21 protein-coding genes are annotated in these 24,253 nt (G+C 47.5%); 8 read left to right on the top strand and 13 right to left on the bottom strand.

The features are described from left to right. Nucleotides 1–64: 64 nt before the first annotated feature. The 6 genes from LL912_RS02395 to LL912_RS26050 form a co-directional block, all read right to left on the bottom strand. Entirely contained in the window at nucleotides 65–529 is a 465-nt protein-coding gene (locus LL912_RS02395; protein ID WP_235551960.1) for a heme-binding domain-containing protein, read from the bottom strand. Between the two features lie 75 nt (nucleotides 530–604). Next, nucleotides 605–1,756, bottom strand: a complete 1,152-nt coding sequence (locus tag LL912_RS02390) for an efflux RND transporter periplasmic adaptor subunit (RefSeq protein WP_235551959.1) — start codon at nucleotides 1,754–1,756, stop codon at nucleotides 605–607. Nucleotides 1,757–1,803: 47 nt separating this feature from the next. Continuing rightward, the gene (locus LL912_RS02385) at nucleotides 1,804–6,147 is read right to left on the bottom strand and encodes a CusA/CzcA family heavy metal efflux RND transporter (RefSeq protein ID WP_235551958.1); all 4,344 of its coding nucleotides are present in this window, start codon (nucleotides 6,145–6,147) and stop codon (nucleotides 1,804–1,806) included. 221 nt (nucleotides 6,148–6,368) lie between these two features. Beyond that, complete coding sequence (locus LL912_RS02380; protein ID WP_235551957.1) at nucleotides 6,369–6,722, bottom strand: hypothetical protein; 354 nt, start codon at nucleotides 6,720–6,722, stop codon at nucleotides 6,369–6,371. Nucleotides 6,723–7,067: 345 nt separating this feature from the next. Beyond that, nucleotides 7,068–7,745, bottom strand: coding sequence for a DUF4386 domain-containing protein (locus LL912_RS02375; protein ID WP_235551956.1), 678 nt, complete (start codon nucleotides 7,743–7,745; stop codon nucleotides 7,068–7,070). 77 nt (nucleotides 7,746–7,822) lie between these two features. Further along, nucleotides 7,823–8,587, bottom strand: a complete 765-nt coding sequence (locus tag LL912_RS26050; RefSeq protein ID WP_235551955.1) for a helix-turn-helix domain-containing protein — start codon at nucleotides 8,585–8,587, stop codon at nucleotides 7,823–7,825. Nucleotides 8,588–9,040: 453 nt separating this feature from the next. On the opposite strand from LL912_RS26050, the gene LL912_RS02365 reads away from it, so the two are divergent. Both LL912_RS02365 and LL912_RS02360 read left to right on the top strand, forming a co-directional pair. Further along, nucleotides 9,041–10,885: a PAS domain-containing sensor histidine kinase gene (locus LL912_RS02365; RefSeq protein WP_235551954.1), complete on the top strand. Its 1,845-nt coding sequence runs from the start codon at nucleotides 9,041–9,043 to the stop codon at nucleotides 10,883–10,885. A gap of 91 nt (nucleotides 10,886–10,976) precedes the next feature. After that, nucleotides 10,977–11,759 carry a hypothetical protein gene (locus LL912_RS02360; protein WP_235551953.1) on the top strand — a complete coding sequence of 261 codons (783 nt, stop codon included), beginning with the start codon at nucleotides 10,977–10,979 and terminating at the stop codon, nucleotides 11,757–11,759. Here the strand turns inward: LL912_RS02360 and LL912_RS02355 are convergent, their stop codons facing one another. Further along, the gene (locus tag LL912_RS02355) at nucleotides 11,760–12,545 is read right to left on the bottom strand and encodes a mechanosensitive ion channel family protein (protein ID WP_235551952.1); all 786 of its coding nucleotides are present in this window, start codon (nucleotides 12,543–12,545) and stop codon (nucleotides 11,760–11,762) included. 71 nt (nucleotides 12,546–12,616) lie between these two features. Continuing rightward, on the bottom strand, nucleotides 12,617–12,766 hold the full coding sequence (locus LL912_RS02350; RefSeq protein WP_235551951.1) for a hypothetical protein: 150 nt from the start codon (nucleotides 12,764–12,766) through the stop codon (nucleotides 12,617–12,619). 210 nt (nucleotides 12,767–12,976) lie between these two features. Between LL912_RS02350 and LL912_RS02345 the strand changes: the two genes are divergently transcribed. Both LL912_RS02345 and ligD read left to right on the top strand, forming a co-directional pair. Further along, nucleotides 12,977–13,174 carry a DUF3606 domain-containing protein gene (locus tag LL912_RS02345; RefSeq protein WP_235551950.1) on the top strand — a complete coding sequence of 66 codons (198 nt, stop codon included), beginning with the start codon at nucleotides 12,977–12,979 and terminating at the stop codon, nucleotides 13,172–13,174. A gap of 8 nt (nucleotides 13,175–13,182) precedes the next feature. Then, nucleotides 13,183–15,903, top strand: a complete 2,721-nt coding sequence (gene ligD / locus LL912_RS02340; protein ID WP_235551949.1) for a DNA ligase D — start codon at nucleotides 13,183–13,185, stop codon at nucleotides 15,901–15,903. A gap of 93 nt (nucleotides 15,904–15,996) precedes the next feature. Here ligD and LL912_RS02335 read toward each other — a convergent pair whose 3' ends face one another. Further along, nucleotides 15,997–16,707: a porin family protein gene (locus tag LL912_RS02335; protein WP_235551948.1), complete on the bottom strand. Its 711-nt coding sequence runs from the start codon at nucleotides 16,705–16,707 to the stop codon at nucleotides 15,997–15,999. Nucleotides 16,708–17,064: 357 nt separating this feature from the next. Between LL912_RS02335 and LL912_RS02330 the strand changes: the two genes are divergently transcribed. The 3 genes from LL912_RS02330 (at nucleotide 17,065) to LL912_RS02320 (ending at nucleotide 20,321) form a co-directional block, all read left to right on the top strand. Further along, entirely contained in the window at nucleotides 17,065–18,087 is a 1,023-nt protein-coding gene (locus LL912_RS02330) for an LLM class flavin-dependent oxidoreductase (RefSeq protein WP_235551947.1), read from the top strand. 13 nt (nucleotides 18,088–18,100) lie between these two features. Next, the gene (locus tag LL912_RS02325; protein ID WP_235551946.1) at nucleotides 18,101–19,183 is read left to right on the top strand and encodes an NAD(P)-binding domain-containing protein; all 1,083 of its coding nucleotides are present in this window, start codon (nucleotides 18,101–18,103) and stop codon (nucleotides 19,181–19,183) included. A gap of 157 nt (nucleotides 19,184–19,340) precedes the next feature. Continuing rightward, nucleotides 19,341–20,321 (top strand): YihY/virulence factor BrkB family protein, encoded by a 981-nt coding sequence (locus LL912_RS02320; protein WP_235551945.1) that lies wholly within the window; start codon nucleotides 19,341–19,343, stop codon nucleotides 20,319–20,321. A 155-nt stretch (nucleotides 20,322–20,476) separates the two neighbouring features. Here the strand turns inward: LL912_RS02320 and LL912_RS02315 are convergent, their stop codons facing one another. Both LL912_RS02315 and LL912_RS02310 read right to left on the bottom strand, forming a co-directional pair. Continuing rightward, a complete protein-coding gene (locus tag LL912_RS02315; RefSeq protein ID WP_235551944.1) occupies nucleotides 20,477–20,830 on the bottom strand; it encodes a response regulator in 354 nt (117 codons plus the stop codon). 22 nt (nucleotides 20,831–20,852) lie between these two features. Further along, nucleotides 20,853–21,965 (bottom strand): PAS domain-containing sensor histidine kinase, encoded by a 1,113-nt coding sequence (locus LL912_RS02310; protein WP_235551943.1) that lies wholly within the window; start codon nucleotides 21,963–21,965, stop codon nucleotides 20,853–20,855. Nucleotides 21,966–22,459: 494 nt separating this feature from the next. On the opposite strand from LL912_RS02310, the gene LL912_RS02305 reads away from it, so the two are divergent. Then, on the top strand, nucleotides 22,460–23,239 hold the full coding sequence (locus tag LL912_RS02305) for an Fpg/Nei family DNA glycosylase (protein WP_235551942.1): 780 nt from the start codon (nucleotides 22,460–22,462) through the stop codon (nucleotides 23,237–23,239). Nucleotides 23,240–23,469: 230 nt separating this feature from the next. Here LL912_RS02305 and LL912_RS02300 read toward each other — a convergent pair whose 3' ends face one another. Further along, nucleotides 23,470–24,003 (bottom strand): DUF4142 domain-containing protein, encoded by a 534-nt coding sequence (locus LL912_RS02300; RefSeq protein ID WP_235551941.1) that lies wholly within the window; start codon nucleotides 24,001–24,003, stop codon nucleotides 23,470–23,472. 45 nt (nucleotides 24,004–24,048) lie between these two features. Further along, nucleotides 24,049–24,240: a hypothetical protein gene (locus tag LL912_RS02295; RefSeq protein ID WP_235551940.1), complete on the bottom strand. Its 192-nt coding sequence runs from the start codon at nucleotides 24,238–24,240 to the stop codon at nucleotides 24,049–24,051. Nucleotides 24,241–24,253 lie beyond the last annotated feature (13 nt).

Below are 24,253 nucleotides of genomic sequence, written 5' to 3'. Positions count from 1 at the left end.
CAGTATTCTTTATTATTACGAATTCCAGCATAACCATTCATTTTTGTTGTGCCTTACAATTATCTCACTGAATTTGCTTTTTAACTTCTTTTACCCATGCTTCAATTTCCTTCCGATCCACATCCGACAGCTTAGCCTTGCGATGAATCAGCACATAGGAAGTCAGGGGCATTTCGCCTTTATTGACCGTTTCCGTCACCTCGTCCAGTTTACGTAATTTTTTCTTAGCCGGATAGGTATTAAATTCGTCAAAATTCAAATGCCTTTTTCCGGAGCTGATATGATTGGCAAGCCACCACCCCACCGGCTGTATCTTACTATACCAGGGATATTCGGTATTATTGGAATGACAGTCGTAACAACCGGTCCTCAGCAATGTTTGTATATGTGCGGGTACTGCATAATGCTTCTCAAGGGCATTTTCTGAAACCACGGCCGTACGATTCTTCTCCGCACCAAAAAACTGTATTACCCCGAGCAATACCAGTAAGGCGATGATGATTTTTTTTAAAACAGGTTTCTTTTTCATTATACTAAATTTAACGCATTCTAAAATTCTTTTAGCGTTCCTCTTAAAAAAGAGCGAAAGCGCCGGATCCGTTTTTTATTCGGTTGTTTCTTCGGTATTCTTTAGCTTCATCAGCAACGTATAGGCATTTTTTGTTACGATATTTTTCCCCGAAAAATCCTGATCATTCAGCACCTGTATAAATCCTTTTTCCATAGTACCGACCGTAACCGGCGTTAACCGGTATGTTTTAGTCTTTTCCTCAATAAAAACGTAGGTTTTACCCTCAAACTCCACTACACTTTCTTCTGGTAGTACGTGCGTAAGGGTTGTTTCGGTCTGAACTTCGGCATTCATATAGATGCCGGGGATCAGATCGCGATCATACTTTTCAAAATGGCAATGCACTTCCGCCAGCCCGCCGGCATCTACATTCCTGCTTATCAGATGTACCACCCCCTCGTACTTTTTGTCGGGATTGGTATTGGTGTAGGCCACCAGTCGCAGCCCGGGCCTGAGGAATTCAAGATCTTTCTCGTAAACTTTCAGATTCAGGTGGATATCATCCGGGTTCACTAATTCAAAAAGAATGTCTGAAGGATTTACATACTTTCCGATATTGACATTTACTTTACTAACATAGCCATTGATGCTGCTGTAAACCGGGATGCTTCTGCGGATATTGTCGGGGGTAACGCTTGCAGGACTTATATTAACCAGTTGTAATTGCTGGGCAACGGCATTCATCAGGATCTGCTGGCTGTTCATTTCAGATTGCGCCTGCTGCATTATTTTATCGCTGCTGGCCTGGCTTTGATTCAGTAATTTCTGACGATCGTAGTCCAGGGAGGCAAAATGCAACTTTGATTTCGCCTCCAAATAAGCCTGTTGCAATTGTACAAACTGCGGATTTTCTACGATTGCGATCACTGCGCCTTTTGTGACCTTCATACCAGGCAGCAACCGGGTACTTTTCAGGTACCCACCCAATGGCGTGCTCACGGAAATGATATTCTGCGGCGGAACATCAATTTTTCCGTTCAGCTTCAGCACTGCAGCAACCGGCTGTGCAGCAAGCTGTCTGGTTTCAACCGGCGCATTCCGCAATTGGGCGTCCGTCAGTGTAACCCTGTATTCATCTTTGGGAACCATTGCTGGTTGCGTTGTTTCTTCTTTCCTGCCACAGGCGGTCAGCATTCCTGAACATACCAGGGCAAGGGATATATAGATCAATATTTTTGTTTTCATGCGTTTGTTTTTAATGATCACAGGGACAACGCCCTTTTACTTCGTTTCTATTCGTTTACAGTGATATATTGAAGCGCAATAGCATTTTCATTCAGTTTCCAAAGGGCTTCTGCATAGTTGCTCCTTAGCAAAACGACCTGGTTCTGCAGCACCACAAATTCGAGGTAATTGATGGCTCCGTTTAAAAACTGTTTTTTTGCAGTTTCAGCAATGACCTGTGCATTTTTCAGCTCCGATGTTTCATACTGACGGACGATTTCCTCGTTGCTTTTATAGGCCTGCAAAAGCTGCTCATATTGTTTTTTTAAAGCGGCCTGTGCATTCTCAAAATGATGAGCTTCTATTTGTACCGCCATTTTTGAGGTCTCCACTCTTGCCTTCTGTCCGCGGGAAAACAACGGAACCGATATACCTGCCTGAACCGAATGAAAACGCGGCGTTGCATTATACAGTTTTTCATCCGGGCCGATCCCTTTGAAACTATTCAGGTTATAACCCAGCTCCAGGCCCGGAAGCAGCCTGGATCTTTCCAGTGCGGTTTGCTGTTCCGCTACCACCCGCTGTTGTTCCAGCAGCTTCAGCAGGGGATGCATATCTGTTTCAGTCATTACAACTACTGCTTTGCGGTCATCGGCTGGGAGATAATCTGTTTCCGTATTTAATAACCACCGGAACTGCAGACGAAGGGTTTGTATTTCCTGCCGCACCTGCTGCAACTGGATGCTGATGGCCGCCTTCTGGTTATCGGCCGTGGTTTTTTCCAGGAGGTTGCTTTCTCCCGCTTTCAGGCGCAGCGCTGCCTTATCCTGGAAATCGGAATAGAGCTGAAGCGCCTCCTCCAGCAGTTGCTCCTTTGCCTTCCAGTACAACAGGTTATAATAGGTAAGACTAACAGCTTTTTTTAGCTCAAACGCCCGCAGGGAAACGTTGAGTTCGCTTTTTTTCCATTCTTCGGTATACAGGTTTTTCTGCCGTTTATAAACAGCCGGAAATGCAATACTTTGCGCAATGCCCACCCGTGTATCGTTATAAGCACTGTTCAGCTGCCCGTAATCCATCGTGATGCCGGCATGCGGAATATCGGCAGAAGATGTTTTTATTAATGCTTTGGCGTAATCGGAGCGGAGCTGCTCCTGTTTGAGCTCCCGGTTCTGCCGCAGGGCCAGTTGAATGGCTTCATCCAATGTAACGGCCACCTGCGCATTTACAGTCCCTCCCAGGAACAAGGTGCACAAAATCAATATGGGCAGACCATTTTTGTATTTTACTTTTTTCATTTTAAATCCTTTTTCTATAGTGATATACAGCAGCGGCAACACAAACAGTGTAAGCAATGTAGCAATCATCAGCCCTCCGATCACTACGGTTGCCAAAGGCCGCTGCACTTCGGCTCCCGCTCCGTTACTAAGCGCCATCGGTATAAAACCCAGTGAAGCCACCGACGCTGTCATCAGCACCGGTCTTAGCCGGCTTTCACCTCCATCTGCTACGATTCTCACAATATTGCGGATACCGCTTTTATGCAGGCGGTTAAACTCGGAAATAAGCACAATCCCGTTCAGCACCGCTACACCAAACAATGCAATAAATCCAACCCCGGCACTAATGCTAAAAGGCATACCCCTAAGTGCGAGCAGAAAGACGCCGCCGATAATGGAAAGCGGAATGGCGGTATAGATCAGTAAACTTTCCTTCACAGATTTAAATGCCAGGAACAGCAGTATAAAGATGAGGGCCAATGCGATCGGCACCGCGATCATCAGGCGCCGTCTGGCATTATTGAGGTTTTCGAATGAGCCTCCGTATTTAATCGAATATCCTGCGGGAAGCTTTATGGATTTCTCAACTTTTGCCTGTAGTTCTTCCACGATGCTTTGTACATCCCGGTCCTTGATATTGAAGCCAACCACGATCCGGCGCTGCGCATTTTCGCGCTGAACCTGGTTCGGCCCCTGCTCAATATGCACACTGGCCAGTTGCGATAACGGGATCTGGTTGCCGGAAGGTGTCGGAACCAGCAGGTTCCGGATATCATTGATATTTTTCCGGTCACGGGCGTCAAGACGTACGACCATGTCAAAGCGCCGCTCCCCCTCAAAAACAAGACCTGCACTTTGCCCCGCAAATGCAGCATTGATGATCCGGTTTACATCGGCTATTGAAAGACGGTATTGCGCAATTACAGGCCGGTTGTATTTTATGACCACCTGCGGGAGCCCCGATACGGGCTCAATATACAGATGCTGTGTTCCCTTAACCGTTTCAATGATCCGGCCTATTTTCTGCGCGCTCTGAACCAGGGAATCCAGGTTGTCTCCAAAAATTTTTAATACAACATCCTGCCGGGCACCCGTCATCAGTTCATTGAACCGCATCTGTACCGGGTACTGAAATCCAACGGTAATGCCCGGCACATCATCTAGCGCCCGGGTCATCTTATCGGCCAGTTCAGGAAAGGTTTTGGCGGAGGTCCATTTTTTCTTGTCTTTCAGGATCACCATCATATCCGATGCATCCATAGGCATTGGATCCGTTGGAACTTCCCCGCTTCCGATTTTCGTAACCACCTTCTCCACTTCGGGGAACCGGGTTTTCAGGATATGGGCCGCCTTCTGGGTGCTTTCAATCGTGGTATTCAGGTTGCTACCCGGCAATACCCGGGTATCAACGGCAAAATCGCCCTCTTCCAGCGAAGGAATAAATTCCCCCCCCAACCTGCTAAGGATAAAAATGGCCAGTATAAACAATGCCAGTACCAGCGTAAAGATGGCCTTGGGCATTCGCAGCACCCTGAACAATGATTTTAGATAAAGTGCTTCTGTTTTCTTCATCATGCGATCCGAAAACGAAGGCTTTGGGTTCCGTTTCCTTAGAAGAACCGCGCTCATCATGGGAATATAGGTAAGGGATAGCAGGAATGCACCCAGCAGCGCAAAAGCAACGGTTTCCGCCATGGGCTTGAACATTTTTCCTTCAATGCCCTGAAGGGTAAGGATCGGGAGATATACCACCAGGATGATCACCTGCCCGAAAACAGCACTATTCATCATCCGGCCCGCCGACACTTCTACGACCTCATCCATTTCCCCGGCCGGAACCTTTAAAAGATGTTTCAATTTTGGATGCAGCATCAGCTGGTGCAATACCGATTCCACGATGATGACAGCTCCGTCGATGATCAGCCCGAAATCCAGTGCACCCAAACTCATGAGGTTTCCACTAACACCAAAAAGATTCATCATGCAAATGGCAAAAAGCATCGCCAGGGGAATCACGGATGCCACAAGAAGGCCTGCACGGATGTTTCCTAAAAACAGCACGAGGATAAAAACCACGATCAGGGCACCTTCCATGAGATTGGTTTCAACGGTACTGATGGCATGATTCACCATCTTGGTGCGATCAAGAAAGGGTTCGATCAGTACCCCTTCCGGAAGTGTTTTTTGTATTTCGGCAACCCGGGCTTTTACATCTTTGATCACCTGGCTGCTATTAGCGCCCTTGAGCATCATGACCACGGCTCCGGATACTTCCCCATTGTCGTTATACGTCATGGCTCCATAACGCGTGGCATAACCGGCTTTGACCTCCGCTACATCCCTGATAAAAAGCGGTACTTCGTTTTGTTTGCCGGTAATAGAGATTTGCTCGATATCTGCGGTACTTCCTACCAGGCCCTCGCTGCGGATATAAAGTACCGTGGGACCTTTTTCAATATAAGCGCCGCCGGTATTCTGATTATTGTCGCTTAATGCATTAAAAACATCATTAATGGTAATGCCGTAAGCATTCATCCTGTCGGGATGCACCGCTATTTCGTACTGCTTTAATTTTCCACCAAAGCTGCTGACTTCCGCTACACCTTTAACACTCAGCAGCTGCCTTCGCACGATCCAGTCCTGGATGGTGCGCAGTTCGGTAACAGAATATTTCTGTTCGTATCCTTTTTTGGGACGCACTACATACTGATAGATTTCTCCAAGGCCTGTGGAAATGGGCCCCAGGCGAGGACTTCCGATCCCTTGCGGAATCTCCTGCTGCACCTGTTGCAGCCGTTCCGCAACCTGCTGGCGTGCCCAGTAGACATCTATGTCATCATCAAACACAATCGTAACCAATGAAAGTCCGAACCGGGAGAAGCTCCGGATCTCCTTTAACCCCGAGATATTGCTGTTAGCCTGCTCAATCGGAAATGTAACCAGGCGTTCGATATCGGTAGCACCGAATGACGGCGCCACTGTAATGACCTGTACCTGGTTATTGGTAATATCCGGAACCGCATCCACCGGCAGTTGGGTTACCTGGTAAGCACCAACGCCTATCAGTGCCAGGATCAGTAATGCAATAATGAGTTTATTTCTTACGGAAAAGGTTATAATTTTAGTAAGCATGGTAATTTCTTACTTCTTAAGTATGAAAGAATGGGTGATAAAAATTGCTTTATCCCTTATACGGAGCGGCTGGCAGCAGGAATCCGCAGGTATGCAGGAAACAAGTATCATCAGACGCTATGCATCAGCAGATGAAGACCGGCGATACGGTTACATTTTTGAAAGGCTTCAAATACACATGATTCAATACCCTTCATAGGAATAAAACAACAAAAAAGCGATCAGCAGGCCCGGGGAGGTTGCCAGATAGCATTGAAAACGTCCTTATCGTAAAAGACATTTTTATAAGGTGTGATACGCTTTGGAAAGGGAAACACCCACTTTTTTATTTCCAGAGAAAAATGAGTATCTGTGGTAAAAACAAGCGTTAGACTTCCGGAATGGGTTACAAAAGGCAGCTGCTGATCCGTTTGATAGTCAGCATCTTTAACCGGGTGATCGTAATGCATTTTCAGGAATGCCCAAAGCGTCATTCCCGGGTCCTGCTGCCTGTGGTCTACAAAATGTTTTACCAGTATGGGTATTTTGAGTAACTGGGAGACCTCGGTGGCAGAAACCAGGTAAACAGAAAGCATACATATAGCGATCCATTTTCTCACCCCTCAAAGATACACAATGACGGCTAAACTCCCATGGAAATAATGCATAATTGACATCATCCTTTGTTGTGATGTTCATCATTGAGCGCCCCTGCACAGTTCTGGTTCTTAGGCCGGATGCCGGGATCCCGGCAGTCAAGGGCACCGGTATTCGGCTGCAAACGGGTAGCGGCTGCTGAAACGATTGCCTGCCCGCCCCGGTACCGTACCATATCTGGAGTAGAGAACTCAGGATCATACCGCCTGATTGGCGATAAACACTCCTCTAAGTCCAACTCTTTCCGGCACTTCAATATGTATCTACGATTGTATAGATTTTTTTCATTTACCATTGCAATGTTCGTGGTTCAGCCCCTTTACGATCAGCCATAAGCCAAGTATCAGGTCCAGTAAAACCGTTGGCGCATTTAACACTAAATAGACGGGCGTTATAATATCCACGACTTTAAACAACACCAGGGCGCTTGCACCTATCGACAATATATTGGCCACTATGCCCCAACAGGAAAGCCATTCAGGAATCATTTTTGCTTTAATCAGCAAAAAGAAAAAAAGTACATTCCCTATGCACAATACCCCTATCATAAACACGTGATTGATCAAATCTCTTAAGGTTTTTAATATAGTTCCGATAGCCCGGAATGCTCCTGAGGCCTGAGACGGATACTGCTCACAGTCTTTACTTAATGCTATAAATGCCAACAGCAATACTGTAGCTATCAAACAAAGGGTTACGGCAATTATCCGGCAGCTCAGAAACCCAACAGCTAAATGGTTATTATATTTTTTGATAATGGGATATAATAAGACCGCTACGCCTAAATACGCAAACGATATGATGAATTGAAAAACAGCAGCAATAATCACCTGATATTCATTTGCTGCCGCCTGAACCAGATAATCTGCCCCATCTACCGAAGGAGCTACGCTAAGCAAGCCCGTTACTATTGAAAGCAGGTAAAAGCTACCCGCCATTTTTATGTTACTGTTGGATGTCATTTAAAAAACGTTTGCATCAATGATTAGGCAAACGTAGCGCGACTGTTTTTCCCAAAATTGTAAAAAATGGACATCCTTTAATCCCCGGTTAACTTCCAGAAATCCCCGGGGCTAAAATCTGTTAGCGTTTTAAATTCATGAATGAAATGCGCCTGATCGTAATAACCACTCCTGTGAGCCAGGTCCGTGAGCGGAGCATTGGGTACATAACTTTTGATCGCGGCTTCAAGTCGGATAATTCTTGCAAATAGTTTAGGATTGAACCCGGTAAAATCTTTAAATCTTCTGTTAAACTGCTTCTGCGACAGGCAGGACCGTTGTGCCAGTTCAGCGATTTTAACATCACTATCCAATTTCATTTTATGCATAGCATGCAACATCAGCTTGTCTTTAAACGCGGTCTTTTTTAACCGCGCTCTAAAGAAATCAGACAGCAGGCCAACTCGTTCTTCAGTCGTATTTGCCAGGGCAATGCGTTCGCTAAGCGCGTCTGCTTTTGACGACAAAAAGGTATTTAGTGAAAGATGTTCGTTATGCAACGCAGCGGCCGGCAAGCCAAACAAATTCGGAATAGCATGCGCATAAATGGATACGCCTAACAACTTATAAAAGCCCGGTACCGCATCCTGCCGCGGCTTATCGGTTTGCCCCTGCACCGTGGCAAACAGCAATTCCGCATGCCGGGTATGATCCGCAAACGCAAAGGTAATTTCCAGTAAACTGTTGGCAATAATGATATGCCTGGTGTTGGATGATCGTGCATTCACATCCCATATCCCCACCCAAAAGTGACTAATATATGCGTTAAGATCGTAAGGAGGTGGCAGGAAAAGGTACTCCACAGGATGTTACGTTGTTATTCTTATCGCAAATTTAAAAACATAATTGAATTTATATTAAAAACAGCACATGGAAACCATTTTTTGGAGGTTATATATATAAAACAGGGGGGCCATCTAAAAGGGTCCCGGCTAAATCTGCCAAATAATCAGGCGCCATATCAGGATACGCAGCCGTTTTTGAGAAGATCCGCGATTAGCAAGATCTTAAAAGAAGAGGAGCAAACGCAACTGTTTATTTTATTGAGGAAAAGGGTTTTCGCAAAGTTCGCAAAGGCTTCGAATACCACCATTGCGTTCCTCGCGGATTCCTTGCGTTTTTTGCGTCTAAAATTAAAACCGCAACCTGCGGCAAAATTTCGTCAGGCGCGCAAGGGCCATTCAAGATTTACAGAGAAAATTCATCATTACCGATGGATTGATTATCTTGTGCAGCCTCTAAACACATAGATCTTTATGGAGCCTGAAACCCATTTAACCGCATGTATCATTGCCGCATTTGATGCTGTTTTTAGAATGAGCAGCAACTGGGATCAATTGCTCAGTTTTAAAGGAACCGGTTTCCTGGCCACAACGGCCACACCTGCTGCTGACTGGGTGCAAAAGTACATTCCGTTAAATGCACAGGCCGCACTTTCCGGTGCGATCGGGAGGGGCATTCCGGAAAGGAAAAAATTCCGGTTCGAACAGCGCGTTTTAACCGCTGATGGGCACACCGGCTGGGCGCTATTCACTGCCGTTCCGTTACTGGACCACCTGGGTCAATTCCTTGAATGGTTTGTGGGGATCACTGATATTACGGAAAGCCGCCGCGCTACGGATTTGATGCAAACAGCGAAGCTTGTAGCAGAACGGCAAATCCGTTTATACGAAACCATTACGGCAAGCACACCCGACCTGATCTACGTTTTTGACCTGAACTACCGGTTCACCTATGCCAACAAGGCCCTGCTTACCATGTGGGGGAAATCATGGGATGAGGCCATCGGAAAAGGATTGCGGGAAAACGGCTATGAAGATTGGCATGCAGAAATGCACGAAAGAGAAATTGACACCGTCCGAAACACAAAACAACCCATCCGGGGAGAAGTGTCCTTTCCGCATGCCGTTTTAGGCCGGCGGATCTATGATTATATTTTTACGCCCGTATTTAATGAACGGGGCGAAGTGGAGGCCGTTGCCGGCACCACCCGGGATATTACCGAGATCCGAAATGCAGAGATGAAAATTGCGGAAAGCGAAAATCGCTTCCGTAATATGGCGGAAGGCACAGATGTAATGATCAACGTAACCGATGCACAAGGGTCAAATCGGTATTTCAACCGCCTGTGGGCCGTTGTAACGGGGCGTTCGATACCAAGCCTGCTAGCATCCGGCTGGACCGATCTCGTGCATCCGGACGACAAAGCCCGGCTTGAAAACTTACTTAAGCTGGACACCGGGAGAAAGCTTCGCCGGAAATCCGAATTCCGTATGATCAGGGCAGACGGCTCTTACCTGTGGTTACTGCTGCAGGTAACACCCCGCTTCCATTCCGATGGTTCCTTTGCAGGCTATATTCATTCATTGGTTGACATTACCGAAATCAAGGAAAACGAACAACGCAAAAATGATTTTATCAGTACCATCAGTCATGAATTGAGAACACCGCTTACCTCTGCAACCGGCTTTGTTGAAATACTCCAGGCCAGGGCCTTAACCGACAACGATCAGCCCACTGCAGCAATGCTGACCATTGTTGGCAAACAACTTGAAAAGATGACGCGTATGCTCCACAACTTTTTGAATGCGGCCCGCTTTGAATCACCTGGCATGCATATGCATATCGAGCGGTTTGATTTTCGTAAGCTGTTACACGAATTGGAAGATGAACTTAAAACAACCGTTACCAGCCATACGCTTTCTTTTAAATCCGTAGAAGCCTGGGTTGCTGCCGACCGGGAGAAGATCGCCCAGGTTATTCATAACCTGATCAGCAATGCGGTTAAATATGCACCGGGCGGCTCCGCCATCACCATCGAAAGTCATGTAACAAACGGCCGGCTGCGACTGACTGTTGAAGACACCGGCCCGGGGATCCGCCTTGAGGACCAGCCCCTGATCTTTACACGGTTTTACCGGGTCCGGAACACGCAGACAAAATACGTGTCGGGATTCGGCATCGGCCTGTTTATATGCAGCGAAATTATAAAGGCGCACGACGGAACAATTGCAGTAGAAAGCTGGCCCGGAAAAGGCAGTGCTTTTTATTTCACATTGCCGCTCGCTTCCGGCGACCCTGCAACAGCCGCCGTAGATTGAGCTGCAATACGATCCAATAGAAGGCCGCTTCGCTACCGGCCATATTTATCAGTCAACAATATGGAACAGTTCTTGCGCTTTACAACGGAGGATGGCCCGATCTGATAAAGACTTACCGCTATTTATCGTTTACCAGCCGAATGCAAAAGAATTTCACATCTGCCTGGAGGTCGGAGGTATGTATTATGCCTGGGTAAGCAACTACCCTCCCACCCGCGACCCCCGGTTTGCGCGAAAAGTGATCCGGCTAAGAGCCATCCTTCCCAAAGAAATCCCCGGCAAACAGGTGTACGATAAAGGACGGTACACCGTTAACAAAGGAGATGACCGGGCTGCTGTTGAAAAGAAGGTAAAAGCAGGCATCAAGCAACGATCCTTCTCATTTATCTTTCAAGGCCAGCGGCTCAAAGGCCGGTTTATACTAAAGCGTACTTCCTCCGGAACGGTGCTGCAGAAATTTAAGGATCAATTTGCCGTTGAAGAAGATGTTTTAGGCGCAGACCTGAGCAGAACCATCCGGCTGATGGTGCCGGATTACAACCCGGATTCTATAAAGCTGCGCCATTCCGGAAAACAAAAGGAACGACCAGGGCTCAAAAAGAAAAAAACGGCCGGAACAACGGAACTCCAGGCGGCGGAACCACCCACTGCCGAAATGGCGATCGGCCATGTCCATTATCATTTTGCGTTTTATCGCTCAGACGGCAAACCAGAGCTCTGTGTTATCTTCAATAGCCGGAATGATGTCCTGGTGCTGGAGCTCCAGAAAGGTAAATGGCAGCCCCTTAAGGCGATCAAAGGCATTGCCCACAAAAACGCTGCCGCACTTGCAGCGCACGCATTGGCGCTCAGCCAGTATCAACCGGAAAAGTAATTACATCCCCGGCAGTGGCAGTCCTGATTGTTTCAGGCGCTGCAGCAGCCTTTCCTGGAACTGGAGCTTGATATCGATAAAACCATGTGCGCTGACCCATAGGTTCAGCATCACCTTGTAGCCATCCGGCTCCAAAGAAGAAATGCCGATCCGCTTGGGCGGTTCATGAAGAATGCTGCCAGCATCGTCAATGGCCTGATCGATGACTCGCTTTACCTGTTCATAATCGACGCCATTTGTAAACTTCAGCTCAATGTCCAGCCGGCGATTGCCGGATGCGCTCACGTTAACAATTACTTCATTAGACAGTTTGCTGTTGGGGATCACTACGATCCGGTTATCGAAGGTGGTAACGATCGTATAAAAGATCCGGATTTCAGTTACCGCACCTTCCTGGCCCTGGGCAATAATATGATCGCCCGCTCTGAACGGTTTTAGAAAAAGAATGAGCACACCGCTGGCAAAATTCTGTAAGGTACCGGAAAGCGCCAGTCCGGCTGCCACTCCAAAAGAGGTTACGAGCGCGGCAAACAGCGTCATGGTAACGCCTGCTATCTGCATAACAGCCAGTAACAACAATACCCGGAGCAGCAGTATCACCATACTTTGAAGAAAGGGCTTTAGTGAACGGTCGACCTGCCGTTTCTGCATCACACGACTTAGATATGCTGAAAAGAGCCGTATCAGCCATAAGCCTAGCAGCAATACCACCAGGGCCAGCAGCACAGCAGGTCCGTGCTTTATCATCCAGGCATACATCCTGTGCAACCATTCCTCCGCTTTCATGATTACTGATTTTTACCGGCCGCCGGGCGCGATACCATCGGCAGTTGCCGGTTTGTCGTTTTCAGCTACAATTACCATTCCGGATATGCTTCCGGCACAGTTGTACGGCTATTGGCGGAAACCACGCAACCCCATGCCCGGTTTACACCGCCGCCCGGGCAAAAATTCCACATCACCGGCGGCCGGTTCCCGAAATTCCAGGAGCCGGTCTGCTTCACCAAAAGCCGGACGTTTATCAACCGCCCCCGGAAAGTTCAGTCCTATGACGGTGCTATCCGGCTACTTTACCGGTGCCTTTGACCTTTGGCAACAATTTTGCGCTTCGAAATAACATACTAGTATACTTTCCGCTGAACCACCGGTGCAGGGAGCAATCCGCAAACGACCGGATGCCGTTCCTGACTCTTGTGTAACTTTATAAATCTTCCGCGATGGCAGACAATAAAAAAATCCGCGACGGGCGCGACCGCAGTAACGTAAGCGGATCCGAAAAATATGAAATACAGTTCTTCAAAGACAAACTGGGCGTATCCGGCCAGGCCGTGATCGGCGCCATAAAAGCAACAGGCACCAACAACCGGAAAATCCTGGAGCAATACTTAAAAAAAAGACATGTAAATCATAAATAACGGACCCTATGTCGCTCACAAAATACCGGCAAAAACGCGATCCCGCCAAAACGCCCGAGCCCTTTGGAAAAGAAAAAGCAGACAGCAATTTGCTGCACTTTGTAGTACAAAAACATGCAGCCTCACATCTTCATTATGATTTTCGTCTTGAAATGCGCGGGGTATTGAAAAGCTGGGCCGTGCCAAAGGGCCCGTCTACCGACCCGAAGATAAAACGGCTGGCAATGATGGTGGAAGATCATCCCTATGATTACCGCAATTTTGAAGGTATCATCCCCAAAGGGCAATATGGTGGCGGAACTGTAATGGTTTGGGATGAAGGCACTTTTACGGATGCGGATCTGGAAGATCAACCAAAGGCTGCGCAGGAAAAGCACCTGCTTCATGGTTTGCTTAGCGGAAAAATAAAATTTTTGCTCCACGGCAAAAAATTAAAAGGAGCATTCGCGCTCGTTCGTGCGCCGGGCCGCGGAGAGAATGCGTGGTTATTGATGAAACTGGACGACCGGTATTCCTCTGTAAAGGATATATTATTAAAGGACAAATCCGTCCAGTCGGGCAAAACCATTGAAAAAATAGCAGCAACCAGTAGGAATATTTACGGCCAGGCGCCGCCGGGCACCGCAACAAAAAAAAAGTCAGCGTCCAAAACATCATCCGCAAAACGCGCTTCTTCCGTAACAGCCAGTGCGCCCCTTGAAGAGACGTTGGCAGCAGATGCAACCGCATTGCTGGCAAAAGCCAAACGCGGCAAAATGCCTGCAGACATCAAGCCCATGCTTGCAACCCTCGTGGATCAGCCTTTCGACGATCCGGACTGGCTTTATGAGATCAAATGGGATGGCTACCGAACCCTGGCTTTTATAAAAAACGGACAAGCCCGGCTATTGTCCCGGAATAATAAATCTTTCGATAAAAAATTTTATCCGATTTATGATATTATCAGTAAGTGGAAGCTCAATGCTGTATTCGATGGGGAAATTGTTGCTTTAAACGAACAGGGCGGTTCCAATTTCAATGTCCTGCAGAACTGGCGCAGTGAAGCGGATGCGGAACTGGCATTTTACGTATTTGATATTCTTTGGTACAATGGCAAAAACCTGATGGGACTACCGCTTGCCGAACGGCAGGTTATCTTAAAGGCGGTGTTGCCCGCCGGCAACGATCATATCCGTCTTAGTAATGTGTTCCATGTGCCGGGTACGGAAATGTTTGCAGCAGCTCAAAAAATGGGCCTGGAAGGTATAATGGCAAAGCGGGCCGACAGCGTTTATACAGCAGACCTGCGCAGCAAAGAGTGGCTGAAGATCAAGGTTCATAAACGACAGGAGGTGATCATTGCCGGCTTTACAAAGAACGCCGGCACCTCCAAAACGTTTAGCGCCCTTCTGCTGGCAGTGTATGATAAGGGCAAGCTGCGTTATGCCGGCAAGGTTGGAACCGGCTTTTCTGATAAGCTGCAAAAAGACATGATGAAAACCTTTGAGCCCCTTATTACAGACCGATCACCTTTCAGTGAAAAAATTGACGTAGACAAACCTTCCCGGTTCAGGCAGCGCATGGGCGCAAAACCAACCTGGCTCAGGCCAAAGCTCGTTTGCGAGATCTCTTTTGCGGAAGTCACGGAGGACGGCGTTTTCCGGCACCCTTCCTTTGAAGGCATGCGTGGCGATAAAAAGGCCGGGAAGGTTATTCGTGAAACCGAAGCCAATACCCAAAAAATAGTGCACGAAGTTAATGACCAGCAGCAGCCGGCCGCCGTGCTGATGAAACCACCTAAAGATCAACGCCGGAAAACCTTACTGAATCCAACCAACGAAACGCAGGTGCGTACGATCAATGGCCGTGCGTTGAAATTTACCAACCTGAGCAAGGTATTCTGGCCAAAGGAGGGATACACAAAAAGAGACCTGTTTAATTACTATTACCAGGTTGCAGAGTACATGCTTCCTTACCTGAAAGACCGGCCGCAATCGCTTAACCGTTTTCCCAACGGCATCAACAAGCCCGGCTTTTACCAAAAGGATGTAAAAGGCAAATCTCCCGATTGGGTAAAAACATTCCCTTATACAACAAGCGATGGGGAAAATAAAGAATTCCTGGTGGGCGATGATGAGGCTACATTGCTGTGGATGGCCGCTTTGGGCTGCATTGAAATGAATCCCTGGTTCAGCCGGATTCAATCACCGGATCATCCGGACTATTGTGTGCTCGACCTGGATCCGGATAAAAACAGTTTTGACCAGGTGATACGGGTGGCGGTGACGATCAAAGAGGTATTGAGTGCCATCGACGTACCCTGTTTTTGCAAAACCTCGGGATCCACCGGCATCCATATCTATATCCCTTTAGGGGCAAAATACACCTACGACCAATCTCAAATGTTCGGACGTTTGATAGCAGGCGTGGTGCAACAGCAATACCCGTCTTTTACAAGCCTGGAACGGATCGTAAAAAACAGGAAGGGGAAAATGTACCTCGACTTCCTGCAGAACCGGCCCGGAGCCACACTGGCTTGTCCGTACTCACTGCGTCCAAAACCGGGGGCCACTGTTTCGATGCCCCTGCATTGGAATGAATTAAAACCCGGTCTGAAGATGACGGATTTTACCATTAAAAATGCCGTGCATCGCGTTAGAGAAACCGGCGACCTGTTTAAGCCCGTATTGGGCAAGGGAATTCATCTTGAGTCCGCGTTAAAGAAGTATCAGCAATTATTTGAGCAGTAGCCATGGTACGCATTGTATCCCAAAATCAAAAAGATCACAGCTACCTTTCATGCAGCCGTGATCCTGATCCATCCGGAGTACCTTTATGGTTTATTAAAAATAAAAGACCCCGCTTACGCCAAGGGCGCGATGCTGATTATTTTTGTTGGCGTTATTATCATTGCTGCCGCCGGGAGCGGTATTGGTAAGACCAATTCCATATTGTGCGTGTACTCCTACTCTTCCAAAATCCAGTCCGCCGATAATATTCGCGCCAAAATCAAACCGCTTGAACTGCCCGGATCCAACCGTACCATTCCGGTCGCTGCCATCCAGGGGGTTATCATTTCCCCATTCGATATTTTCAGATGATGTAGTGGTACTGTTACCGGTTTGCACGGTTGTTTTCAGCTTGCCGCCCAATCCTACGGCTGCATAAGGCCCCGCTCCTATATAAGCCTTTACTTTATCATTAAAAGGCAACATAACAGCTACATTCACCGGCAATTCAAGGTACAACGGGTTTACTTTATAAGTAGTCTTTACACCTTCTGCCAACGCTGTTGAGGATTCGGTTCCTTTGGATGTAAGATCCAGGCCTGTTCTGATCTCAAAGGTAGACCCTAAAGGGATGGCACCAATCACTCCGGCGTTGAAGCTATTCAACCGTTTACTATCATCTAACATTCCTTCCCGGCCATTGGTAATATTTGTGTTGTTCCAACCCGCTTTAATCCCAAATTTTGCATCGGCAAAACCCTGGGCATGAGCGAAACCGATCATCCCGAAAAGGGCCATCGCTCCAATTGTCAATTTGCGTTTCATAGTTTCTGTTTTTTTGATAAAATAATGCATCATATCTCCACTATTACGTCATATTGCATGCCAAAAACCGACCTGCCCCGGTTGGACGCTATTGATCAGCCACCGGAAAAACCGGAGCGTTTTTTTCAAAAGTTTAGCGCTCAGGCAGTTGTTACCTGGAGGCAGGCACTTCTGTGGATGCTTGTCGGAAGCGGCATACCTTTATCATGGAATGGGACTTACGGATAAATGGTGCGGCCGGGGAAACGGCCAGGAACTATATTCGTATGATGCCGGTATTTGCTAAATTTGAGCATTCTAAACTCCTCTTTTAGGAGCTGTATGGTTGGTTTTACCAAGAAAAAATAAATAGATTCAATGAAAAAAATAGGATTTCTGTCGTTTGGTCACTGGGCAAATCATCCGGCCTACAGCACAAAAACGGCGGCCGATACCTTGCTGCAGTCTATAGACTTAGCGGTGGCCGCAGAAGCAATCGGTATAGACGGGGCTTATTTCCGGGTACATCATTTTGCCAAGCAGCTGGCATCTCCCTTTCCCTTATTGTCGGCCATCGGCGCCAAAACCAGCAAAATTGAAATTGGAACCGGCGTCATTGATATGCGGTATGAGAATCCATTATATATGGCAGAAGAGGCCGGCGCCGCCGATTTAATTTCCGGGGGGCGGTTACAATTGGGAATCAGCAGGGGTTCACCCGAACAGGTGATAGACGGCTGGCGCTATTTTGGGTATGAGCCGGCCGCCGGGGAAACCGATGCCGATATGGGCCGCAGGAAAGGATTGGAGTTTTTTGAGCAATTGAAAGGCCTGGGATTTGCTCAGCCGAACCCCAACCCCATGTTCCCCAATCCTCCGGGATTGCTGCGCCTGGAACCATTTTCCCCGGGCCTGCGCAACCGCATCTGGTGGGGATCGGCTTCCGATGCCACGGCCGTTTGGGCAGGGAAAACCGGGATGAACCTGCAAAGCTCTACGTTGAAATTTGATGAAAGCGGCAAGCCGTTCCATGTACAGCAGGCGGAACAGATCCGGTTGTTTAAACAGGCCTGGGAAGAAGCAGGGCATCCACACAAGCCCCGTGTTTCAGTAAGCCGGTCGATTTTTGCATTGGTAAACGACCAGGACCGCTACTACTTTGGTCATGAGGCAGACAGAACCGATACGATCGGCGTACTGGAAGCAGATAAACGGGCAATTTTTGGCCGGAGCTATGCAGCAGAGCCCGATCAGCTGATCGAAGAACTGGCCAAAGACGAGGCCATCCGGGAAGCGGATACGATACTGCTCACCATCCCCAATACCCTGGGTGTGGATTATAATATACATGTGCTTTCTGCCATACTGGAGCATGTGGCTCCCGGGCTGGGTTGGCGGTAAAAGAGATTATTTCATGATCACTAACATCCGGTATAAAACCAGGATCGCGGTCATCGGTGCCGGACAGGCAGGCCTATCTGCGGCGTACCATTTAAAGAAATTGGGGCTGAGGGCTGGTCCGGATTTTATGGTGGTGGACGAAGCACCCCGTGCCGGCGGCGCCTGGCAATACCGGTGGCCTTCGCTTACACTGAGCACGGTTAACCGCATTCATGATCTGCCGGGCTTGCCGTTCAAAGAAGCCATTGAAACAAATGACAGTGCCGTGCCTGCCCATGTAGCCGTACCGCTTTACTATGATTTATACGAAAAGAAAATGGACATCCGGGTGTACCGGCCATTGAAGGTGCACACCGTTTATCTTCATCAGCAGCGTTTTTACATCGACAGCCCCACCCTCTTGTTTTCTGCCTCAGGCATTATTAATGCCACAGGCACCTGGGAAAATCCTTATATCCCGGAATACCGGGGCGCCCATCTTTTTCAGGGGAAGCAATTACATACCCGTGACTTTAAAACAGCCGATGATTTTAAAGGCAAACACGTAATTGTGGTAGGAGGCGGTATTTCCGCGATTCAATTACTCGATCAGATTTCAAAAGTTACTACTACTACCTGGGTAACACGGCGCCCCCCCGAATTCAGAGAAGGTCCCTTTGATGATGTAGCCGGTCACAACGCCGTGGCAATGGTGGAAGCGCGGGTCAGAAAAGGGTTACCACCTTTATCTGTGGTTTCTGTTACCGGCTTACCCATTTCGCCGGAAGTAATCGACATGGAAAAAAGAGGGGTATTGAAACGGTACCCGATGTTTGACGAGATTACAGTGAACGGCGTAAGATGGGAAGACGGACGTGAAGAAAAAGCGGATGTCATCCTGTGGAATACCGGTTTTAAAAGCGCCCTGGAACATTTAAAGCCTGTTTTACCCAGGGAAAACAACGGCGGCATCATCATGGCCGGCAGGTTAGCTACCATGGTGGCTAAAGAACCCCGTATACATCTTGTAGGTTACGGGCCTTCTGCATCCACAATTGGCGCCAATCGTGCCGGCGCTGCCGCAGCCCGGGAACTCATCCATACGCTGGGAATATAAGCCGCGCCTGAAAGCTCCCGGTGGCATCTGTCAGCTTCCTGCACATTATGGCTGCAAGAATTGGCATACTTATTTATTGTCTTTTATCAACATGAAGCCCACCCGCGAAAAAGCAGGCCTGTAAGGATACAGATCGTTTATTCTAACGCTGGTAAACATGATGGAATCAACAGCAGCAGCCCGTAAAAGAAAGCCCATCACCCCAAAAGGGATATGGAAGGTGATACAGGAAACCTTTAAGGGGTTTTCAGCGCATAAAATCACCAAGCTAAGCGGGTCCCTGGCTTACTATACAGTCTTCTCAATGGGGCCGTTGCTGGTAATGATCATTTCCCTCTGCGGATTGTTTTTAGGAAGAGCAGCCGTTGAGGGAGCCGTGTTTTCGGTTTTACGTGGCTTTATAGGGCAGGACACTGCTATTCAACTGCAGGAAATTATAAAAAACGCCTCCCTGACGGGAAAAAGCAAGATTGCAGCCATTATTGGTGGAATAACACTCTTAATTGGAGCCACCACCATATTCGGAGAAATCCAGGACTCCATCAACACCATATGGGGATTAAAAGCAAAGCCCCGGAAAGGCTGGTTAAAGATGCTCCGGAACCGGTTCCTGTCGTTTTCCGTTATTATCAGCCTGGGGTTTCTCCTGCTGGTATCACTAACCATATCCGGAATTATTGAAAGCATCAGCAGCGGACTCCGCGCAAGGTATCCTGATGTGACAGTGGTAGTATTTTATATTTTCAACCTGTTGCTCACATTCGCTACCAGCGCGCTCATTTTTGCAGTAATCTTCAAGGTGCTGCCCGATGCCCGGATCCGCTGGCGCGACATTATCGCCGGCGCAGTGATTACTGCCCTGTTATTCATGCTGGGCAAATCGGGTATCTCGCTCTACATTTCACAGACAAAAGTGGGCAGTACTTATGGCGCCGCCGGCTCGCTGGTGGTTTTGCTCGTTTGGGTTTATTACTCCTCCATCATTCTGTACCTGGGTGCCGAATTCACGAAGGCATACGCCGTGGAATACGGAGCGGATATACATCCCAATGACTATGCCATTACTACAAAAGAAATAACGCTTGAAACCGGTAAAAAAACCGTTCAGGACATAGAAGCATCAAAACGAACTCCATAAGCTGTTCAAACTGAGGATAGGCCCCGGTAAATAGCACCTGCCGGGCAAAAGGTTCGCGAAAGCGGACCTTTTTATTTAGCAGAGGGCAATCCGGATATGGATTTAATTTCCCGTGCCCCCGCAAATATTACCAGCAGCTGCTGCCCCCAACGTGTTTATCCGGAAACCCGTTCCACTGTAGCTACAATCTGCTTAATACTAAAGGGCTTGCTGATAAAATCGTCGGCGCAGGCATCTTCCAGATTACTGAACTGGTGCGCCGACATAATGATCACAGGTATATGGCGGGTTAAACGGTCTTCTTTCAGTTTCCTGCATAGTTCAACCCCGTTTCCGTCAGGAAGCATGATGTCCAGGATGATAATATCCGGTCTTTTTACTGATAGTTCGCTGCTCAAATCACCTGCGGAAGCGCCGATCCGGACTTCGTACTGCGCTTTTTTTAGCACATAGGCGATCAGGTAACGTATGTCTTCATCGTCCTCTATGATTAAAACATCCTTTTTCACGTGTCAAAATTATGTAGGATCATCATTGCTGATATTGCTTTGGAATTGAAAATACAAAAACTGATCCGCTACCTTTCCGGCTTTTAACCCCGATTGTTCCGCCGTGCCGCGTAATAATTTCTTTACTGATATACAACCCGATTCCCAGGCCGGAAATATTGGCCCCGGGATCAACGGCCCGGTAAAACTGGTTAAAAATTTTGGTTAAGTGTTCCGGCTCAATCCCCAAACCCTCATCCCGCACCGATACATAAACCTTACCAGCCGCTTCCCGCATTTTTATGGTTACCGTTCCTCCTGCAGGCGTATATTTAACGGCATTGTTAAGAAGGTTGGTCAATACCTGCTCCAGGCGGATCCGGTCGGCGTAAATAACAACGGGCTTTTTGTTTTTAAAAATGAATCGGTGCCTGGCCGAGTGCGTAAAGCCTGAAAGTACTTCCTGCACCATTGCCACCAAGTCAAATTTTTCACAACGAAGCAGCAATTTTCCAATCTGAAGGCGCGACACATCCAGAAGATCATTGAGCAGCGTTGTTAATTTATTCGTTTGCCGGACGCATCTTTCGAGCAAACCAGCCTGTAAACTGTCGGCAGTGGCATGCAACTGCAACACTTCCATAAAACCCCGCAATGAAGTAATAGGAGTTTTCAGTTCATGCGCCGCCAAAGCAATAAACTCATCTTTTTTCCGGCTCAGCACGTTCACCTCCTCGTAAAGCCGCTCCTTTTCCAGTTTGGACGCAATCATTTCTGAAATATCGCGCGCAATCTTGGAAGCTCCGATGATTTCTTTCCGCTCATTAAATACAGGAGAAATTGTAAGCGAAATCGGGATCAGTGTTCCGTTCTTTGCCTTACGCACTGTTTCAAAATGTTCGATACGCTGCCCCCTGCCTATTTGCTCCAGGATAAAATCTTCTTCATGTATCCGGTCTTCCGGTATGATCAGCGAGATATGCTTGCCCAATACTTCTCGTTCTTTGTAGCCAAAAAGCCGCTCGGCAGCGGGATTCCAGCTCGTAATAACCCCTTTCAGCGTTTTGCTTACAATGGCATCCTGAGATGATGATACGATAGCCGCCAGCAGGGCCTGCTTCTCTTCCGCAACCAAACCAGACCTTTGATTAGACATTTTACAAACGCACTTCGTACCCTTTTAAATATTTAGACGGCAATTACACCATCATCCGGCACCCAATCACGGCGCACCAGGTATTTTTTAACTGTTAAAACGTTACAAAAAACATTCCATCATTCAACATGCCGCAGTAAACCTCCATACTTCCAACATCAGCATGTTCGTTAAAACTTCAATAATGATGGTCTGGAATTTCCTCGTTTCCTTTTGAAATGCGCTTTCAATACAGGAATTTCAATGAACTTTTTTTAAAATCCCATGACCGTATGCTGTTTAGTCTAAATGTAAGAGAATGTATGGCGACACAATCCATGCCATCATATTTATGTGGAAAATATTCCCCGCCAATATGAAGAATCCACAAATAGCCTGACTGGCTAATAATTTAGCTGATCAAATCAGCCCAATATAAAACGGTAGGTTAGCACATTTTTTGGTGTGATTACCAGAATAACAAAAAAACGCTTCCGAGCATAAACTATAATCTCATGCCCGAACTACCCGACCTTCAGGTCTTCAGCCGGAATCTCAATAAAGCGCTTCAAAAAAAAAAGCTTCGCCACCTGTACCTGGATGCAGCGGGGAAAACGCGGACTTCGGAAAAAGCGCTTAATGAAGTGCTTGCCGGAAAGAAATTAAAAGAAGTTTCCCGTTTAGGAAAACAATTGCTGTTTGATTTTGGAAAAGATGCAAAACTAACCTTACACCTGATGCTTCACGGACAGCTGGTATGGATGGAAGCGGGGAGCGAACGCCCAAAGCATTGCATTGCACGCCTGGAGTTTCCGGAACACACCCTGGCTCTGACTGATTTTCAAAAAGCGGCGCACTTCGCGTTAAACCCGGAGCCCACGAAAGCCATAGACGCCCTGTCAGACGCTTTATCCACAAAATGGCTAAAGGCACAGCTTGCCGGAAGCCGGTCAAAGATCAAAGCGCTGTTAATGGATCAGCAGCGGATCTCCGGAATCGGTAACGCATATGCAGATGAGATCTTATGGACTGCAAGGATAGCACCCGGCTCCATCGCCGGTAAAATACCCGAAAAAGCCGTAACCCGTCTTGCAAAAGCCATCAGAGATGTTTTAAAAAATGCAGAAAAACAGATCCTGAAGCAGGCACCCGATGCCATATCCGGTGAAGTCAGAGATTTTATGAACGTGCACAACCATCATAAAAAGCACAGTCCGGACGGGGCCGAGATTCAAAAAACAACAATGGGCGGCCGCCCCACTTATTATACGGCCGAGCAGGAGTTCTTTACATAATCCATCCGATTGAGGGCAACCGGCAGAAGAAATCTCCCAAAATGTGTACCGTGCCGCACTGAGGCCATTTACAGGTTTTGGCTGATTTCGTTCAAAAACCCGGTACCACTGACAACCCGGAGCTGTTATTGAACTTGCTTTATAAAAGCATGGTCTGGTTACACTGATATACCAGTACAACCAGACCACACCTAATACGGGAGCGATGCCTTCGCAAGCGCCAATACCCCTTACTCTTTCATTGGAAATAAATGATGCGCTATACTATCCGCAAGCGCCTCATGTTTTTTAATCACCGGCAGAATCCGGGATGCATAATTCCGGAGGGCCGGACTCCGGCCGCCGGAAATTTCATTTTCCTGTATGACCAACGCTTCCTGATGCCCTTCCAGCATCTTATATATAAAGGTTGAGTCAAACGTACGACCATCCAGTTGTGCCAGCATGGCTGCCATCTCTTTATGCTTTTGATCCGTTTCTGCCGGCAGGCGGTATCCCATATTCCGGGTAGTTTCGGCCAATTCAGCCTGGGCCTGGGTATGATCATTTACTAATTGCTGTCCGTAGTCCCGCAGGACGGGATTATTGCTCTTTCCTATAGCCAGATTACCGGCGTCTACCTCTCCTAAATTGATATACGATGTAGTGATAACATAGTTGCTATCTACAGGGTTGGGATTAACATCGCCGGATTCATCCCGGGAACAGGATCCCGTTAAAATGATCAGCGGTACGGCTACGGCTGCATACCATTGTTTCTTCATATATAATTTTTTATTCCATTTAAAAACGGACCAAGTACCCGCCTATTACTTTTTTGAGGCAGACCTGTTTGTACGCTGTGTCTTATTCTCCGACTGGTCCTTTAAGGCCTGGTCAATAACCGTCGGATCATCCGAAAAGGTCTGACCGTCTGGGTTACCTCCGGGTTTTCTTTTTTTCCCGGGATTGGTCTTCTTTGCAGTGCCGGTGGTTTGCTTTTGCTTAGCGGTTGTTTTCATAAAAATAATTTTA

The organism is Niabella agricola (genome assembly GCF_021538615.1).
Classification (GTDB): domain Bacteria; phylum Bacteroidota; class Bacteroidia; order Chitinophagales; family Chitinophagaceae; genus Niabella; species Niabella agricola.
This window is presented reverse-complemented; position numbering and strand designations above follow the sequence as displayed.